This is a genomic window from Acidovorax sp. FJL06, assembly GCF_003852545.1.
Lineage (GTDB): Bacteria > Pseudomonadota > Gammaproteobacteria > Burkholderiales > Burkholderiaceae_C > Acidovorax.
Genome location: NZ_QAJR01000005.1, coordinates 207,821 through 224,748 on the forward strand (window position 1 = coordinate 207,821; position 16,928 = coordinate 224,748).

A 16,928-nucleotide genomic window follows, 5' to 3' on the forward strand; every position below is an offset into this window, starting at 1 on the left:
CGCCTGTCGTTGTTAAGACCACGATTATAGCCATAAAAACCAGCCGTTTTAAAAAACTCGCAGAACAAATCGCAGGCGATGGCCGCGAAACTGGAGCCAACGCCCCAGGAGTCCGCCTCACCGTCGGCGCGCGGAGCGCACGCCCTGCACGCTGGCCACGATGCCCAGCACCTTGCTCAGGCGCCCCGAGTCGGCGACCTCCACCGTGAATGTCATCCAGGCGGTGCCTTTGACCGATTGGGTCTGCACGCCGATCACATTGGTCTTTTCGCGGGCAAAGACTTCCGAGATGTCGCGCAACAAGCCCTGCCGGTCAGCGGCCTCCACAGCCACGTCCACCGGATACACAGCGGCGGATGCCGCCTGCTTGGGCACACCCCACTCCACATCGATCACACGCTCGGCACTGCGGGCGGCCATTTCGCGGAAGTTGCTGCAATCCGCGCGGTGCACACTGACCCCCTTGCCCCGCGTGACAAAACCCCGGATGGCATCGGGCGGTGCGGGTTTGCAGCATTTGGCCAGCTGGGTCATGAGCGAGTCAATGCCCACCACCAGCACGCCGCCCTTGGGGCCTGCATCGTTGGTACGTGTCTTCTTGAGCAGCAGGAAGTCATCGGGCTGTAGCACAGGCTCGGGCGGACGCAGCACCGTTTCGATGTTGCGCAGCGAGAACTCGTCCTTGCCCACCACTTCGAACAAGGCATCCGCTGACTTGAAGCCCAGCTGCACGGCGAGGTCGTCGAGCTTGATGGCGGTCTTGCCTTCGCGCTGCAGCAGTTTTTCTACGGACTCGCGGCCACGGGCCACGGTTTCGTGGGTGGCCTGGGCATTGAACCAGGCGCGCACTTTGGCCTTGGCGCGGTTGCTGGTGAGGTAGCCCAGCTCGGCATTGAGCCAGTCGCGTGAGGGCCGACCTTCCTTGACCGTGGAAATCTCTACGGTCTGCCCGTTCTGCAACGGCGTATTCAACGGCACCATGGCACCATCGACCTTGGCGCCGCGACAACGATGGCCCAGGCTGGTGTGCACGCTGTAGGCAAAGTCCACCGGGGTAGCCCCCTGGGGCAGCTCCACCACGGCAGCATCGGGCGTCAGTACGTAAATGCGGTCTTCGAACAGCCCCCGGTTGGGCAAAGCGCCCGCCAGATCGCGCTCCCACGCCAGCAACTGCCGCAGCACCGCAATCTTGGCGTCGTACTCCCCCGTGGCAGACACACCCGCGTAGCCCTTGGCTCCCGCTTCCTTGTATGCCCAGTGCGCCGCCACGCCGTGCTCGGCATGCTCGTGCATGGCCTGGGTGCGGATCTGGATCTCGATGGGCTTGCCGTTGTCGTCGCGCACGATGGTGTGCAGCGACTGGTAGCCGTTGGGCTTGGGCTTGGCGATGTAGTCGTCAAACTCCTCCACGATGGGTGTGAACTGCTCGTGCACCCAGCTCAGGGCCGCATAACAATCCTTCACCGAGGGCACGACCACACGCAGCGCGCGGATGTCGAACACCTGGTCGAAGTTGAGCGACTTGCCACGCATCTTCTTGACGATGCTGTAGATGTGCTTGGGGCGCCCTTGCACACTGGCGCTGATGCTGCGCGCACGCAGGTCCGATTCGAGCCGCGCGCGCAACTGCTCCATGTACACCTCGCGCTCGCCCCGCTTTTCGTCGAGCAGGCGGGCCACTTCCTTGTAGGTGTCGGGTTCCAGGAAGCGGAAGGACAGATCCTCCAGCTCCCATTTCACCTGCCAGATACCGAGGCGGTTGGCCAGCGGTGCAAACACCTGCAGCGATTCGCGGGCCAAGCTGGGCGATACCGGGCGCTTGGCAGATGCGTGGAATCGCAGCGTCTGCAGGCGCGACGCCAGGCGCAGCATCACCACGCGCAGGTCGCGCGAGAAGGCGAGCAGCATCTTGCGCACGTTTTCGGTCTGCACCGCCGGGTCGTCCAGGTGCTCGGCGGCGCGGGCCTGCTGCTGCACGCGCATGAGCTTGGTCGTTTCCACCGCCAGCGCCGCGAAGTTGTCGCCAAAGGCCTTGGCAATGACCTCCTCGGGCTTGTTGAGGTGCACGCAGGCATAGACGAGGTAGCTGGCGGCCTGCATGGCCTCCGAGCCGCCGATGCCCTTGAGGATGGCAGCCACGGCATCCGCATGGGCCAGCGTGTTCTCGCCCGAATCCAGGGTCTCGCCCGCTATCAGCGGTTCGGCAAAGGCGCGTGCACGCGCCAGCGCGTTCACCTGCTCGGGCAGCGTGTGCGCGGTGGCGGCAATGAGCTGCGGAACGGTGTCGGTCTGGAGGGGAAGGGACGCGAGTGCGGGAGGGTTGGTTTTCATCCGGCCACAACACCTTCTGCCGCCAGCAGGAATTCCGCGACGGCCGCGACCTGATCGGCCGCCACCAGGGTGGGCGCATGCCCGACCCCGTCAAACTCGACCACGCGTGCCCGGGGGCCGCGCTGCGCCATCGCCTGCGCCGTTGCACGCGAGAGCAGGTCCGACTGCGCGCCGCGCAGCAGCAGCGTGCGCGCCGTGATCTGGTCGTACAGCTGCCATAGCGCCGCCTCGCCCGCCACAGCGGATTCCGGGGTCAGGGCCTTGAACGGCACGGCAATGGCGGGGTCGTAATGCAGCGTGATGCCGCCCCCCTCCGACACAGGCAACGCGCGCACCATGGCGCGCGACAGCTCCAGCCACTGTTCGGATGTATGCGGGCCAAAGCTGGTGGAGATGGCCCACATGGCGTCGGCCGCCTGCTGCAGCGATGCAAAACGCGCCAGCTGCCCCAGGTACTGGCCGATGCGCTGCAGAGCCTCCCATTGGATGACGGGGCCTACATCGTTGAGCACCAGCCGGCGCACCGGCACTGGCATGGGCAGCCCCGGCTGTCCGATGATGCCCATGCCAATCAGTCCGCCCATGCTGGTGCCCACCCAGTCCAGCGTGGCGATGGGCCCCTGCTGCTGCAACTGCGCCAGCAAAGCCAACATGTCGGCTGCATACTGCGGAATCTGGTAGCCCATGGGGTCGGCCAGCCAGTCGCTCTGGCCGCGCCCCACCACGTCGGGGCAGACCACCCGTGCATGCGGGCTCAGCGCGCGTGCCAGGGTGTCAAAGTCGCGCCCCTGGCGCGAGAGGCCGTGCACGCAGACCACCACATGCGGATGTGCCGGATTGCCCGTGGCATTCCATTCCCAGTAGGCCATGCGGTGCTGCTGTGCAGGAGCTGGCGCGCGGTCCGGGGCCACTGGCTGGGCCGCAGGGCCCGGGCACAGTACGTAGTTCAGCGTAGGTTCATTCATGGGTGCGAAATCCGGGGGCAGCGCTCGATAATGCCGTGGTCGTTGGCACCCATTGCTAGCCCTTGAGTGCCGACTTTTTCTTGCGTTGCATCGTAATTCATTCGGAGAGACTCTCATGCTGAAAGGCAAAACCGCCCTCGTCACCGGCTCCACCAGTGGCATTGGCCTCGGAATCGCAAAGGCCCTGGCCCGCCAGGGTGCCAACATCGTGCTCAATGGTTTTGGCGACGTGGACGGCCCCCGCGCCGAAGTCCTGGCCGCAGGCGCTGCGGCCGAGGTGCAAGTGGCCTACCACGGCGCCGACATGAGCCGGGCGGCGGACATCGAGGACATGATGAAGTCCAGCGCCGCACAGTTCGGGCGCGTGGACATCCTGGTGAACAACGCGGGCATCCAACATGTGGCCAATGTGGAAGACTTCCCCGTGGAGCGCTGGGACTCCGTGATTGCCATCAACCTCACCAGCGCCTTCCACACCTCGCGCCTGGCGCTGCCCGCCATGAAGAGCGCCAACTGGGGCCGCATCATCAACGTGGCCTCGGTGCATGGCCTGGTGGGCTCGGCACAGAAGGCCGCCTATGTGGCCGCCAAGCACGGCATCGTGGGCCTGACCAAGGTCACGGCACTGGAGAACGCCACCACGGGCGTGACCTGCAACGCCATCTGCCCGGGCTGGGTGCTCACGCCCCTGGTGCAAAAGCAGGTGGATGCCAAGGCCGCCGAACACGGCCTGTCGAACGAAGATGCCAAGAAGCTGCTGCTGGGCGAGAAAGAGCCCTCCATGCAGTTCACCACGCCCGAAGAGCTGGGCGAATTGGCCGCGTTCTTCTGCTCCCCCGCCGCCAACAATGTGCGGGGCGTGGCCTGGAACATGGACGGCGGCTGGGCCGCGCAGTAAACACTGCCACGAGAAGCGGCGGCGCCCCCACAGGGCGCCATCCGCCCGCTTCGCGGCCCTCGCCTCCGCACGCCAAGGCGCCGAGGCACTCCTAGAATGGCATTTCCCTCCAGGGACACCGCCGGGGTGCACCGCCCTTGCCTGGCACGCCCCTGGACGGAATCCCACCACGGGGAGGAAATCCACGATGTCTGCTGCCCTGTTTGCCGCCCTGTTCTTCACAGTGGCGCTGCTCGTGACCACCGCGTACTTCATCATGGGCTCCATCCCGCTGCTGGTGCTCAAGCACGACACGCCGCTGGACGCCCGCTTTGTACGCGGTTTCTTCCATGTCTACTATGCCTGCGCCTTTGGGACCGCCACCGCCACAGCGATCAGCTTTGCGCTGGCGGGCCACCCCGGCATCGCTTGCGGCGCGGCGGCATTGGCGGCGATCGCCGTCGTACTGCGCAGCAGGATCATCCCCAAGATGGACGCACTCGGCACGCAGATCCAGTCCAACTACATGGACGCCATTCCTGGCTTCCGCCGAACGCACGCCATCGCCATCCTGATCAACCTGGCCCAGCTGGTCGTGATCGTGTGGGGGCTGATCCACTACAGCAAGTAGGCACGGCCCGGCCTGGCGCGCGTCGCAACAGGCCGCTCACGCCGCCTCGCGCCCCCGGCCCTTCGCGGCCTGCGTGTCGCGCACCGGCGGGAGGCCGAACAGCCTGCCGTATTCGCGCGTGAACTGGGGCACGCTCTCGTAGCCCACCACAAAGGCCGCGCTGCTGGCGCTGGCCCCTTCGGACTGCATCAACCGCCGCGCCTCGATCAAGCGCAGCTGCTTCTGAAACTGCAGCGGCGACAGGGAGGTGACCGCCCTGAAATGCTGATGAAAGGACGACGGGCTCATGCCGGCCAGCGCCGCCAGGCTTTCCACCGGCAGGGTCTGCGCAAAGTCGGTGCGCAGCACGGCCACGGCACGCGCCACCCGCTGGGCATGGCTGCCGGGCCAGCCCAGGCGGCGAATGGCGGCACCGTGCCGCCCGGCCAGCAACCAGTAATGCAACTCGCGCACCAGCGAGGCCTGCAGCAGCGGCACCGCCTCGGGCCGCTCCAAGAGCCGCATGAGGCGCAAGGCCACATCGGCCACTTCGGCGTCGGTGGGGTCCACGCGCACGGGGGCGTGGTCGCCCCGGGGCACCACCCCCATCTGGGCCGACAGGTCGGCAATCACCGGCAGGCTCAGCTCCAGCGCAATCGACAGAAACGGCGCCGCCGCAGTGGCATGGGTGATCTGGCTCACCGTGGGCACATCGGCCGTGATCAGCAAGGACTCGCCCGCCATGCAGCTCAACGTCTCGGGCCCCACGGCCACCTGCATGCCCCCTTGCAGCACCAGGCAGACCAGGGGATGCGCCATCGCATGCAACAACCCGCTGGGATCGGTGGTGCACACCATGCTCAGTCCGGGAATGGGCGTCTGGGCTGCATGGCCCCGGCGGGCATGCGCTTGGGCATAGCGGCTCACGGCTTGGAGCAAGGGGCTGGTCATACCGCCGAGCGTACCCTGTCACGGGGCCGTGGGCCTCGATTTTGGAGAATCAGGCAAAGCCGAAGGGATCCAAACAACACGGCCAGGCCATGGAGCCAGGCAGCGAATGGCGCCACACAAGGGTTTGCCAGGGCACCCACAGCCGCCCGGCATGCAGTCGCCCCCCAGTCAACCGCAGCCGCCTCAGCGCATCTGCACAGAACCAGAGACCGTCACCACCACCTGCGCCTTGCCCGCCTCCACGGGCACCGCTGCATCAGAGAACGACGCAGCCTTGGCCTCCATCGCCATCATGCGCGGACGGGGGCCGGGTGCCATCTCATTGCTGTTCACCGCCACCTCGCGCAGGCTGTAGTTGGCAAAACCAAAGCCTTTGGCCAACTCGGCCGCACGGGCCTTGAACTGCTCGATGGCCTGGGTCTGCGCCTCAGTCTCGACCTTGGCGCGGGCCTCGCGCGAGAGCGCAAAAGCGACCTGGCTGATGGGCATGGACGGGATCTTGCCGGCCGTGGCGGTGATGCGCGCAAAGTCACGCCCCTCCAGCACCAGCTCGGCCCGGCCCTGCCAGCCGTTGATCTTGCCGTCCTTGGCGTAGCGCGGGTACAGGCCAAAGGGGCCGGTGCGCACCTCCAGCTGCCCCGCCTGCGCACTGCGCTTGGCTTCGGCCAGGGCGGCATCGAGCGCCTGCTTGAGCTGGGCCTGCACCGCAGCGGCGTCCGGGCCGTCCTTGCTGGCCAAGAGGGTGAGCACCAGCAGATCCTGCTGCGCCTCGACCGTGCCAGAGGCCGACAATTGCACCACATTGCGTGGTTCCTGCGGGGCCGCAGCCTGGGCCATGGCGGCGCCGGCGCAGGCCAGCAAGGCCGCCGTGGTGATCAGACGGGTCGTGATTTTCATGGTGAAAGCCTTCTCGAAAAAGCGCGCTGCAGACAATCTGCCTGCGCAGCCCGCCACCTTACCCGCAGCCATGCACTGCCCCATGAAACGGCGACAACGAGTGTGCGAAGCCGGGCAAAACTTGTAACAGTTGGTCAAACACCCCCCCAAAAACAGAACTTCGGCGCTCCAAGTGGTCAGAATCGGCTCTGTTACAAATTGGACTTGGGATCAACATGGCCACAACAACCAATCGCACCGACAAAGTTCTGGTGGTGGACGACGACGCGCGAATCCGCGATCTGCTGCGCCGCTACCTCACGCAAGAGGGCTTTGAAGTCATGGTCGCCGAAGATGGCAAGGCCCTGAACCGCCTGCTGCTGCGCGAAACGGTGGACATCATCGTGCTGGACCTGATGATGCCCGGCGAAGACGGCCTCTCGATCTGCCGCCGCCTGCGTGCCGCCAATGACCGCACCCCCATCATCATGCTCACCGCCAAGGGCGAGGACGTGGACCGCATCGTGGGCCTGGAAGTGGGTGCCGATGACTACCTGGGCAAGCCCTTCAACCCCCGTGAACTGCTGGCCCGCATCCACGCCGTGCTGCGCCGCCGGCCCGCGCAAGAAGCCCCTGGCGCCCCATCAGGGGACAACGAAGTGGTTACCTTCGGCCCCTTCACCTTTGACCTGGGCACGCGCGCCCTGCAGCGCAATGGCGAGGAACTCCCCCTGACCACGGGCGAGTTCGCCATGCTCAAGGCCCTGGTGCGCCACCCGCGCCAGCCCCTGTCGCGTGAAAAGCTGGCCCTGCTGGCCCGGGGCCGCGAATTCGAGCCCTTCGACCGCAGCCTGGACGTGCAGGTTTCACGCCTGCGCAAACTGGTGGAAGTGGATGCCGCCGCGCCGCGCTACATCCAGACCGTGTGGGGCGTGGGCTACGTGTTCGTGCCGGACGGCACGAGCTGATTGACCCGCCCATGTACAAGACCGAGGACAAGCCAAGGCCGTCGTCCTGGAAGTCGGCGGCAGCCTCCGAAGCCACCAGCCCCGCGCCCCTGGAAGCCATCCGCCGGGCGCGGGAGCAGCGCGCACGCGTGGGCCTCAACCTCTTCTGGCGCACGTTTTTCCTGCTGGCACTGCTGCTGGTGGGCAGCATCCTGGCGTGGCTGCAGACCTTGCGCGCGCTCGAATTCGAGCCGCGCACGCTGCAGACCGCGCAGCAGATTGCCTCGCTCGTCAACCTGAGCCGTGCGGCGCTGGTGCACTCCGACGCCATCGCGCGCGTGTCGCTCATCAAGACCATGGCCGACCAGGAGGGCGTGCGCATCCTGCCCCGGGAGCCCAAGGATAAATATGCACTGCTGGACCCGACCGCCCTGGGCAACCGGCTGACCGACGAGCTGACCATGCGCCTGGGCCCCGACACCATCGTGGCCCAGAGTGTGAATGGAGAGAACGGCCTGTGGGTGGGTTTCAACATCAACGGCGACCCCAACTGGCTGCTGATGGACCGCTCGCGCTTCAGCCCGGCCGGCGGACGCACCTGGCTGATCTGGCTGATCACGGCGGCCGCACTCTCGCTGGCGGGTGCCGCCGCCATTGCGCGCCTGATCAACCGCCCGCTCAAGCAACTGTCCTATGCCGCCAACCGGGTCAAGGATGGCGACTTTGCCGCCAGCCATCTGGACGAAGAAGTCGTGACCAGTGAAATCCGCGAGGTGAACATCGGCTTCAACCGCATGGCGCAGAAGCTCGCCAAGCTGGAGCAGGACCGCGCCGTGATGCTGGCTGGCATCTCACACGACCTGCGCACCCCCTTGGCGCGGCTGCGGCTGGAAACCGAGATGAGCGTGAACGACGAGGTGGCCCGTGAACACATGGTGGCCGACATCGTGCAGCTTGACGCCACCATCGACAAATTCCTCGACTACGCGCGACCCGACCATGTCACGCTCACGCCCATCAATCTGCATGCCGTGGTCTCGTCCTGTGTGTATGCGGTGCAGGACCACCGGGAGCTGCAGATCACCATGAGCGTGCCCGAGGACCTGAACGTGCTGGCCGACGAAGTGGAGTTGGCCCGCGTGATCTCCAACCTGCTGGAAAACGCCCGGCGCTATGGCAAAACCGAGGAAACAGGCATCACCAGCGTGGACATCGTCGCCAAGAGCCGCGAGCGATGGGTGTTGATCAAGCTGCGCGACCATGGTGCAGGCGTGCCCCCCGAGCAGCTGTCCAACCTCACCAAACCGTTCTTCCGTGGAGACTCGGCCCGCACGGCAGCTGCGGGTGCGGGCCTGGGCCTGTCCATCGTGGACAAGACGGTGCAGCGCATGGGCGGGATCTTTGCCCTGGCCAATTCCAGCACCGGGGGCCTGGTGGCCCACCTGCAGCTACAGCGCGCCACAGGCCTGCCCGATGGTGTGGACCCCAAGCAACGTCTGCAACGCCCCTCCGTCAAGCGGCAGCTGCCGCGCCGGCGGGCGGAGGACAAGATCTAGGTCCAGGAGCACCCGCCAGACAGTTCGGACCTCCAAAAAGAGATCGCCCCCTGCGCGGGGCGGTCTCTTTTTTTTCCTTGGCGCGGGACCGCTGCCTGCGCCGGTCACCCCGCCCCTCAAGCCACTTCGCGCAGCGAAGCCCTGAGGATCTTGCCCACCGGCGACTTGGGCAACTGCTCGCGGAACACGATCTGGCGCGGCACCTTGTAGGCGGTGAGCTGGGTGCGGCAGTGGCGCTCCACGTCTTCGGGCGTGAGCGCGGGGTTGCGCGGCACGACGAAGGCGCGCACGGCCTCGCCGGTGCCAGCGTCGTGCACGCCGATGACGGCGGCCTCGGCGATGTCGGGGTGGGCGGCGAGCACGTCTTCCACCTCGTTGGGATAGACGTTGAAGCCCGACACCAGGATCATGTCCTTCTTGCGGTCCACGATGCGGATGAAACCGCCCTCCTCCAGCTGCGCGATGTCGCCCGTGTGCAGCCAGCCGTCCCGGATCGCGCTGGCACTGTCTGCCTGCGCATGCAGGTAGCCGGCCACGACCTGCGGCCCTTGCACCAGCAGCTCGCCGCGCTCGCCCTGGGGCAGGTCGCGCCCCTGGTCATCGACCACGCGCACCTGGCAGCTCGGCATGGGCACGCCCACGGTGCCCAGGCGCGGCGTGGCCGAGGGCGGGTTGCACGAGACGATGCACGAGGTCTCGGTCATGCCATAGCCCTCCAGGATGGGGCAGACCAGCGCCTGCCAGGCCTGCGCGGTCGACGTGCGCAGCGCAGTGCCGCCCGAAAACGCGTAGCGCAACTTGGGTGGCCTGGCCTGGAACCAGGGCTCGGCCAGCAGGCCTGCGAACAGCGTGTCCACGCCGGCCGTCCACTGCACCTCGAACTGCTCGAAGGTCTTTTGCAGGTTGGCCATGGGGCGCGGGTTGGGCACCAGCAGGTTGCGTGCACCGACCTGGAAGAACACCAGAAAGTTCACCATGAAGGCGAACACGTGGTACATGGGAAGCACGGTGAGCATGGTCTCGCCGCGCTTGGGTCCATCGTAGGCGTCGAGGAAATCGCGCGTGATGCGCAAGGTGGCCAGGATGTTGCCGTGGGTGATCACCGCCCCCTTGCTGCGCCCGGTGGTGCCACCCGTGTACTGGTACACCGCAACGGGGTGGCTGCGGTGCTCGATGGGCGCCAGCGCCTGCCCGCGCACCAGCACATCGGCCATGCGCGGCAGCGGCGCTGCGGCGGGGTCGGCAGGCCCGGCCATCTTGGCGCGGATGGCCGATGCCACCGGTTCGTCAAAGAAGTCCCACAGGCTGGCCGTGAGCACCGGCACGCCCAGCGCCTGGGCCACGGGCCCCGCCACCGGCAAGAACATGTCGCACACCAGCAGCAGCTTTGCGCCGCTGTCTTCGAGCTGCAGGCGCAGCTCGCGCCCGGTGTACAGCGGGTTCACATTGGTCACGATGAGCCCGGCCTTCCACGCACCGAACACCGCAATGGGGTAGTGCAGGCAGTTGGGCATCTGCAGCGCGAGCACCTCGCCCGCATTGAGCCCCTGCCCGCGCACCAGCCAGGCGGCAAAGGCGTCCGACAGCGCATCGATCTCCTTGAAGCTGCGCACCACGTTCGCCCCCGTGGGCAGCACGAAGGTGAAGGCGGGCTGGTCCCCATGCTCGGCTGCGGCCTGCGTGGCCAGGTGGGCCGCATTGGCGGGCAGTGCCGCCAGGTCGAGCTGGTAGTGGCGCAGGGCCTCTGGGTAGGACCCTTCCCAGGGCGAGGACGCTGGCGGTGCGACGGTGGCGGTCATGGGTTTGTCTCCTGTCTCTTTTTTTTATGAACGCATCAGGCCTTGGCTTTGAACGCTGGGAGCTTGTCACCCAGGCGGACACCCATCTCGGCACCCAGGGCCTGCAGGCCGCTCAGGGGACGCACCATGACTTCGAACTCCGTGATCTGGCCCTGCTCGTTGAAGCGCACCAGGTCGATCCCCTTGAGCTGCTTGTCGCCCACGCGGGCGCTGAACTCCAGCACGATGTTCAGGCCGTCGTCGGTGGCCAGCTGGCGGTGGTAGGTGAAGTCCTCGAACACCTGGATCACCGTGGACAGGGCCAGCATCAGCGCCGGCGCCGAGGTGTAGGCCGTGTTCGCCATGGGCGAGCGGAACACCGCATCGGGGTGCACGATGGTCAGCAGGTTCGACAGGTCGCGGCTGGCCACCATGTGGTGCCAGGTGTCGAGCGAGCGGGCGACGGCGGGGTGGAGGTTCTTCGGGGCTTCGGTCATGGAATGTCTCCTCTGAGTGGATTGAAAGAAATCAGATGCGGGCTGCGAGCGTCGTGCCCTGCAGGATGGCGCGCTTGGCATCGAGCTCGGCGGCCACGTCGGCGCCGCCGATGAGGTGCGTGCTCTGGCCCGCGGCAACGAGCGCGTCGTACAGTTCGCGCAGCGGCTCCTGGCCGGCGCAGACGACGATGTGGTCGACATCGAGCACGCGCGGCTGGCCGTCGATGGCGATGTGCAGGCCGGCGTCGTCCACGCGCTGGTAGGCCACGCCCGAGCTCATGCCCACGTTGCGCGCCTTCAGCGATGTGCGGTGGATCCAGCCGGTGGTCTTGCCCAGCTGGTCGCCCACCTTGCTGGCCTTGCGCTGCAGCAGGTGCACCTGGCGCGCAGGCGCCTCCACCTTCGCGGCGCGCAGGCCGCCGGCCTGGGCATAGCCGGTGTCGATGCCCCATTCGTCGTTGAACTTGGTGGGTGCCAGGGCCCCGCTCTCGCCTTCGTGCGTAAGGTACTCGCCCACGTCGAAGCCGATGCCGCCCGCGCCGATCACCGCCACGCGCTGGCCCACGGGCTGCTTGTCGCGCAGCACGTCCAGGTAGCTCAGCACCTTGGGGTGGGTGATGCCCTCGATGTCGGGCGTGCGCGGCCGGATGCCCGTGGCCACCACCACCTCGTCATAGCCCTGGCCCGCCAGCTCGCTCGCGTCCACGCGGGTGTTCAGGCGCACCTCCACGCCGTGCAGCTCGATCTGGCGGCGGTAGTAGCGCAGGGTCTCGTAGAACTCTTCCTTGCCCGGCACCTGCTTGGCGACGTTGAGCTGGCCGCCGATCTCGCTGCCCGCATCAAACAGCACCACCGCATGGCCGCGCTGCGCCGCCGTGACGGCAAAGCTCAGGCCCGCAGGGCCGGCGCCGACCACGGCGATGCGCTTCTTGGCGGCGGTGGGCGCGATGACCAGCTCCGTCTCATGGCAGGCGCGCGGGTTGACCAGGCAGCTGGTGATCTTGCCGCCGAAGGTATGGTCCAGGCAGGCCTGGTTGCAGGCGATGCAGGTGTTGATCTCGTCGGCCCGGCCCTGGCGCGCCTTGCGCACGAAGTCGGCGTCGGCCAGGAGAGGCCGCGCCATCGAGACCATGTCGGCACAGCCCTCGGCCAGCAGGCGCTCGGCCACCTCGGGCGTGTTGATGCGGTTGGATGTGATGAGCGGTATGCCCACTTGGCCCATCACCTGCTTCGTCACCCAGGCATACGCCGCGCGTGGCACCTTGGTGGCGATGGTGGGGATGCGCGCCTCGTGCCAGCCGATGCCGGTGTTGAGGATGGTGGCGCCCGCCGCCTCAATGGCTTGGGCCAGCTCGATCACCTCGGCCAGCGTGGAGCCGCCCTCCACCAGGTCGAGCATGGACAGGCGGTAGATGATGATGAAGTTCGGGCCCACGCGCTGGCGCGTGCGCCGCACGATCTCGACCGGAAAGCGCATGCGGTTGGCATAGCTGCCGCCCCAGGCGTCGTCGCGCTGGTTGCTGCGCGCGGCAATGAACTCGTTGATCAGATAGCCCTCAGAGCCCATGACCTCTACACCGTCGTAGCCCGCATGCTGGGCCAGCGCGGCGCAGCGTGCGAAGTCCTCGATGGTCTGCTCCACCTCGTCGGCCGTGAGCGCATGCGGCACGTGGGGGTTGATGGGCGCGCGCAGCGCGCTCGGGGCCACCAGGTCGCGGTGGTAGGCATAGCGGCCAAAGTGCAGGATCTGCATGGCGATCTTGCCGCCCTCGGCATGCACGGCCTGCGTCACCTTGCGGTGCTGCTCGGCCTCGTGCTCGTTGACCATCATGGCCCCGCCCTGCATGGGCCGGCCGCGTTCGTTGGGCGCAATGCCGCCCGTGACGATGAGCCCCACCTCGCCGCGCGCCCGCTCGGCATAGAAGGCCGCCATGCGCTCGAAGCCGTTGGCCACCTCCTCCAGCCCCACGTGCATGGAGCCCATGAGCACACGGTTCTTCAGGGTGGTGAAGCCCAGGTCCAACGGGGCATGCAGGTGCGGGTAGGGGCTGCCGCGGGTCAGCGGCACCGGGGCAGTTTTCAGGACAGCATTCATCGGGGGTCTCCTTAACGTTTATGCAACCAGTTGCACAAATATAGCCGCGCCACCGCGTTTATGCAACTGGTTGCAAAAACAATGAAAGCGTGCCCCGATTCAGGCAAGATCGGGTGTTCCGAATTCCTGGTTGCCTGCCTGACTGCATCTTTCGTCCGATGTCCCTGCCCCACGCCCTTCTCACCGCCCTGGTCGAACACCCCTGCTCAGGCTCGGAACTCGCCGAGCGCTTCGACAAGTCCATCGGCTACTTCTGGCACGCCACGCACCAGCAGATCTACCGCGAGCTGGCGCGGCTGGAGGAGGCGGGCTGGATCGAGGCCCTGCCGGCCGAGACGGGCCGGGGCCGCAAGCGCCAGTTCCGCCTGTTGCCCGCAGGCCGCAAGGAGCTGCGCCGCTGGATCGCCGAGCAGCAGGACCCCACGCCCCTGCGCGACGAACTCATGGTGCGCCTGCGCGCCGATGCCGCCATCGGCCCCACCGGGCTCGAAAAGGAAATCGCCCGCCGCCAGGCCATGCACCAGGAGAAACTCGCCGTCTATCAGCGCATCGAGCAACGCGACTTCCTGGGCCGCGAACTGAGCCGCGAGCGCCGCCTGCAGCACCTGGTGCTCAAGGCCGGCATCCTGCAGGAGGAGCTGTCGCTGGCGATCTCGAAAGAGGCATTGGAGATCCTGGGCGATCCCCCCGCCTGAACTCGCCAGGCTCGCCCCCCAAAAGAAAAGGGCATCCACGCCCTGTGCGCGGATGCCCTGATGAATGCGATCAACGGACAGGAAAACCGTCGCTCAGCGCACCATACACGGCGCCTTGTAGTTGAACTTCCAGCCGGGGATCAGGTACTGCATGGCGATCGCATCGTCGCGTGCGCCCAGGCCATGCTGCAGATACAGGCGGTGGGCGCGCTCCACCTCATCCATGTCCAGCTCCACGCCCAGGCCGGGCTTGGTTGGCAGTTGGATGAAGCCGTCCTTGATCTGGAACGGCTCCTTCGTCAGCCGCTCGCCGTCCTGCCAAATCCAGTGCGTGTCGATCGCCGTGACGCGGCCGGGGGCGGCCGCGCCCACGTGGGTGAACATGGCCAGCGATACGTCGAAGTGGTTGTTGGAGTGCGAGCCCCAGGTCAGGCCGAAGGCCTGGCACATCTGCGCCACGCGCACCGATCCGGCCATGGTCCAGAAGTGCGGGTCGGCCAGTGGAATGTCCACCGACTGCAGGGCCAGACTGTGCGCCATTTCGCGCCAGTCGGTGGCCACCATGTTGGTGGCGGTGGGCAGGCCCGTGGCGCGGCGGAACTCGGCCATCACCTCGCGGCCCGAGAACACGCCCTCGGCACCGCAGGGGTCCTCGGCATAGGCCATCACGCCGTGCAGGTCGCGCGTGATGCGGATGGCATCTTTCAGCAGCCAGCCGCCGTTGGGGTCCAGCGTCACGCGCGCTTCAGGGAAGCGCGCATGCAGCGCGCGGATGGCCTCGACCTCTTCCTCGCCGCGCAGCACGCCGCCCTTGAGCTTGAAGTCGGCAAAGCCGTAGCGCTCGTACGCCGCCTCGGCCAGGCGCACGATGCCATCGGCCGACATGGCCTTCTCGTTGCGCAGGCGGAACCAGTCGTTGTCGGCACCGGGCTCGGTGCGGTAGGCCAGGTCGGTCTTTGCGCGGTCGCCCACGTAGAACAGGTAGCCCAGCATCTGCACCGCCTCGCGCTGCACGCCCTCGCCCAGCAGCGCGGCCACGGGCACGTTCAGGTGCTGGCCCAGCAGGTCGAGGAAGGCCGATTCCACCGCCGTCACGGCGTGGATGGTGATGCGCAGATCGAAGGTCTGCAGGCCGCGTCCGCCCGCATCGCGGTCGGCGAACTGGGCGCGCATGGCGTTGAGCACGGCGTTGTGGTGGCCGATGGGCCGGCCCACGATCAGCGGGCGCGCGTCCTCGATGGTCTGGCGGATCTTCTCGCCGCCGGGCACCTCGCCCACCCCGGTGTTGCCAGCGCTGTCGCGCAGGATGATCAGGTTGCGCGTGAAGAAGGGGCCGTGCGCGCCGCTCAGGTTCATGAGCATGCTGTCGTGGCCTGCCACGGGCACCACGCGCAACTCGGTGATGACGGGGGTGCTGGTGGTAGAAGGGGTAGAGGTGGTCATGGTGGTTTGGCTTTGGGGCACATGCGCCCCGGTCTTTCGTCTCACAGCGGCTCACAAACCTCAGCGAAGCGGTCCTGGCTAGGCGCTACGTCGCAGGCAGTGCGAGTAGCACGACAAGACGGAGCAACAACGCCAGGAGAGGTTTTTGAGTCGCTCTCAATCAGCGGTGATCTTGCGGGTTTCGATGACTGCCTTCCAGCGCGCGAATTCGCGTGCCTGGTACGCGGTGAAGGCTTCGGGCGTGCTGGCCACGATCTCCAGGCCCTGGTCGAGCATGCGCTTCTTCACGGCGGGGTCGTTCATGGCAGCGACGGCGGCGTCCGAGAGCTTCTTCTTGAGCACGGCTGGCAGCCCCTTGGGTGCGGCCATGCCCTGCCAGGAATAGACCTCGGCCCCGGCCACACCGGATTCAGCCAGCGTGGGCACGTCGGGCAGCACCGGGCTGCGCTTTTCACCGGTGACGGCAATCGCATGCAGCTTGCCGGCGCGGATGTGCTGCAGCACGGCGTTCACGTTCTGGAAAGAGAACTCCACCTGGCCGCCCAGCAGGTCGTTGATGGCCGGTGCGCCGCCCTTGTAGGGGATGTGCAGGCCTTCGGTACCGCTTTGCTGCCAGAACACTTCGGCCGAGAGGTGGTCGGACGAGCCGTTGCCAGAACTCGCAAAGCTCACCTTGCCGGGGTTGGCCTTGAGCTGGGCGATCACCTCTTTCACGGTGCGTGCCTTCTGGCCGGGGGCGGCCACCAGCACGTTGGGCGCCTGCACGGGCACGGTGATGTAGTCGAAGTCCTTGAGCGCATCGTAGGGCACGCTCTTGAGCAGGTGCGGCGCCACGACGAAGGCCCCCAGCGAGGACACCAGCAGCGTGTAGCCATCGGCCGGTGCGCGCTTGACCATGCCCGCGCCCAAGGTGCCTGTGGCACCGGGGCGGTTGTCCACCACGAAGTTCTGGCCCAGCTTGTCGCCCATGTGCAGCGCCATGGCGCGTGCCACCATGTCGGTGGAGCCGCCGGCCGGGAACGGCACGACGATGGTGACGGGCTTTTCAGGCCAGGCAGCGGGCGTGCCCGTCTGGGCGGATGCGGCGAAGGCCAGGCTGCAGGCGCCAGCGGCGAGCAGCAGTTGTTTAAGGAACATGGTGGTTGTCTCCAAGAGATGATGAATGGGGGCCGTGGCCCTCTTGCGGGGCCTCGTTCAACGGGGTGGTGTGGGGTGTATGGCCGCGTGGCGCTTGCTACTTACTGCGGCCCGAGCTTGTCGATCAGCGCCTTGAGCTCTTCCATCTCACGGGGCTTGAGGTCCGTGAG

General features: G+C 67.0%; 14 protein-coding genes. 5 read left to right on the plus strand and 9 right to left on the minus strand.

Features of this window, described 5'->3' with window-relative positions:
- Positions 1-117 precede the first annotated feature (117 nt).
- Complete coding sequence (locus DBV10_RS04345; protein WP_124510973.1) at positions 118-2,331, minus strand: bifunctional (p)ppGpp synthetase/guanosine-3',5'-bis(diphosphate) 3'-pyrophosphohydrolase; 2,214 nt, start codon at positions 2,329-2,331, stop codon at positions 118-120.
- The gene (locus DBV10_RS04350; protein WP_124510974.1) at positions 2,328-3,296 is read right to left on the minus strand and encodes an alpha/beta fold hydrolase; all 969 of its coding nucleotides are present in this window, start codon (positions 3,294-3,296) and stop codon (positions 2,328-2,330) included. Before DBV10_RS04350 ends, DBV10_RS04345 begins: the two co-directional genes overlap by 4 nt.
- A 115-nt stretch (positions 3,297-3,411) precedes the next feature.
- Here DBV10_RS04350 and DBV10_RS04355 point away from each other — a divergent pair, with 115 nt between their 5' ends.
- Complete coding sequence (locus tag DBV10_RS04355) at positions 3,412-4,194, plus strand: 3-hydroxybutyrate dehydrogenase (RefSeq protein ID WP_124510976.1); 783 nt, start codon at positions 3,412-3,414, stop codon at positions 4,192-4,194.
- A 187-nt stretch (positions 4,195-4,381) separates the two neighbouring features.
- Positions 4,382-4,804 carry a hypothetical protein gene (locus tag DBV10_RS04360; protein ID WP_124510978.1) on the plus strand — a complete coding sequence of 141 codons (423 nt, stop codon included), beginning with the start codon at positions 4,382-4,384 and terminating at the stop codon, positions 4,802-4,804.
- Positions 4,805-4,840: 36 nt separating this feature from the next.
- On the opposite strand, the gene DBV10_RS04365 is transcribed toward DBV10_RS04360, so the two are convergent.
- Both DBV10_RS04365 and DBV10_RS04370 read right to left on the minus strand, forming a co-directional pair.
- Positions 4,841-5,734, minus strand: coding sequence for an AraC family transcriptional regulator (locus DBV10_RS04365; RefSeq protein WP_124510980.1), 894 nt, complete (start codon positions 5,732-5,734; stop codon positions 4,841-4,843).
- A gap of 183 nt (positions 5,735-5,917) precedes the next feature.
- The gene (locus DBV10_RS04370) at positions 5,918-6,631 is read right to left on the minus strand and encodes an SIMPL domain-containing protein (protein WP_124510983.1); all 714 of its coding nucleotides are present in this window, start codon (positions 6,629-6,631) and stop codon (positions 5,918-5,920) included.
- Between the two features lie 215 nt (positions 6,632-6,846).
- On the opposite strand from DBV10_RS04370, the gene ompR reads away from it, so the two are divergent.
- Together ompR and DBV10_RS04380 are read left to right on the plus strand one after the other, a co-directional pair.
- Entirely contained in the window at positions 6,847-7,578 is a 732-nt protein-coding gene (gene ompR / locus DBV10_RS04375; protein WP_010460834.1) for a two-component system response regulator OmpR, read from the plus strand.
- An 11-nt stretch (positions 7,579-7,589) separates the two neighbouring features.
- Positions 7,590-9,113: a sensor histidine kinase gene (locus DBV10_RS04380; protein ID WP_124510985.1), complete on the plus strand. Its 1,524-nt coding sequence runs from the start codon at positions 7,590-7,592 to the stop codon at positions 9,111-9,113.
- 116 nt (positions 9,114-9,229) lie between these two features.
- On the opposite strand, the gene DBV10_RS04385 is transcribed toward DBV10_RS04380, so the two are convergent.
- Genes DBV10_RS04385 through DBV10_RS04395 form a run of 3 tightly spaced genes read right to left on the minus strand, consistent with a single transcriptional unit; the run spans position 9,230 to position 13,483 of the window.
- The gene (locus DBV10_RS04385; protein WP_124510987.1) at positions 9,230-10,912 is read right to left on the minus strand and encodes an AMP-binding protein; all 1,683 of its coding nucleotides are present in this window, start codon (positions 10,910-10,912) and stop codon (positions 9,230-9,232) included.
- Between the two features lie 35 nt (positions 10,913-10,947).
- A complete protein-coding gene (locus tag DBV10_RS04390) occupies positions 10,948-11,388 on the minus strand; it encodes a nuclear transport factor 2 family protein (protein ID WP_124510989.1) in 441 nt (146 codons plus the stop codon).
- A gap of 31 nt (positions 11,389-11,419) precedes the next feature.
- Entirely contained in the window at positions 11,420-13,483 is a 2,064-nt protein-coding gene (locus DBV10_RS04395; protein ID WP_124510991.1) for an NADPH-dependent 2,4-dienoyl-CoA reductase, read from the minus strand.
- A gap of 158 nt (positions 13,484-13,641) precedes the next feature.
- On the opposite strand from DBV10_RS04395, the gene DBV10_RS04400 reads away from it, so the two are divergent.
- A complete protein-coding gene (locus tag DBV10_RS04400; protein ID WP_124510993.1) occupies positions 13,642-14,178 on the plus strand; it encodes a PadR family transcriptional regulator in 537 nt (178 codons plus the stop codon).
- A 93-nt stretch (positions 14,179-14,271) separates the two neighbouring features.
- Here DBV10_RS04400 and gudD read toward each other — a convergent pair whose 3' ends face one another.
- Together gudD and DBV10_RS04410 are read right to left on the minus strand one after the other, a co-directional pair.
- Positions 14,272-15,621 carry a glucarate dehydratase gene (gene gudD / locus DBV10_RS04405; protein WP_124510995.1) on the minus strand — a complete coding sequence of 450 codons (1,350 nt, stop codon included), beginning with the start codon at positions 15,619-15,621 and terminating at the stop codon, positions 14,272-14,274.
- Between the two features lie 156 nt (positions 15,622-15,777).
- A complete protein-coding gene (locus tag DBV10_RS04410) occupies positions 15,778-16,758 on the minus strand; it encodes a tripartite tricarboxylate transporter substrate binding protein (protein ID WP_199740035.1) in 981 nt (326 codons plus the stop codon).
- Between the last annotated feature and the right edge of the window lie 170 nt (positions 16,759-16,928).

Coding starts and splice junctions, on each gene's coding strand:
- DBV10_RS04345 (WP_124510973.1), bottom strand. CDS start 2,331: ATGAAAACCAACCCTCCCGCACTCGCGTCCCTTCCCCTCCAGACCGAC.
- DBV10_RS04350 (WP_124510974.1), bottom strand. CDS start 3,296: ATGAATGAACCTACGCTGAACTACGTACTGTGCCCGGGCCCTGCGGCC.
- DBV10_RS04355 (WP_124510976.1), top strand. CDS start 3,412: ATGCTGAAAGGCAAAACCGCCCTCGTCACCGGCTCCACCAGTGGCATT.
- DBV10_RS04360 (WP_124510978.1), top strand. CDS start 4,382: ATGTCTGCTGCCCTGTTTGCCGCCCTGTTCTTCACAGTGGCGCTGCTC.
- DBV10_RS04365 (WP_124510980.1), bottom strand. CDS start 5,734: ATGACCAGCCCCTTGCTCCAAGCCGTGAGCCGCTATGCCCAAGCGCAT.
- DBV10_RS04370 (WP_124510983.1), bottom strand. CDS start 6,631: ATGAAAATCACGACCCGTCTGATCACCACGGCGGCCTTGCTGGCCTGC.
- ompR (WP_010460834.1), top strand. CDS start 6,847: ATGGCCACAACAACCAATCGCACCGACAAAGTTCTGGTGGTGGACGAC.
- DBV10_RS04380 (WP_124510985.1), top strand. CDS start 7,590: ATGTACAAGACCGAGGACAAGCCAAGGCCGTCGTCCTGGAAGTCGGCG.
- DBV10_RS04385 (WP_124510987.1), bottom strand. CDS start 10,912: ATGACCGCCACCGTCGCACCGCCAGCGTCCTCGCCCTGGGAAGGGTCC.
- DBV10_RS04390 (WP_124510989.1), bottom strand. CDS start 11,388: ATGACCGAAGCCCCGAAGAACCTCCACCCCGCCGTCGCCCGCTCGCTC.
- DBV10_RS04395 (WP_124510991.1), bottom strand. CDS start 13,483: ATGAATGCTGTCCTGAAAACTGCCCCGGTGCCGCTGACCCGCGGCAGC.
- DBV10_RS04400 (WP_124510993.1), top strand. CDS start 13,642: ATGTCCCTGCCCCACGCCCTTCTCACCGCCCTGGTCGAACACCCCTGC.
- gudD (WP_124510995.1), bottom strand. CDS start 15,621: ATGACCACCTCTACCCCTTCTACCACCAGCACCCCCGTCATCACCGAG.
- DBV10_RS04410 (WP_199740035.1), bottom strand. CDS start 16,758: ATGTTCCTTAAACAACTGCTGCTCGCCGCTGGCGCCTGCAGCCTGGCC.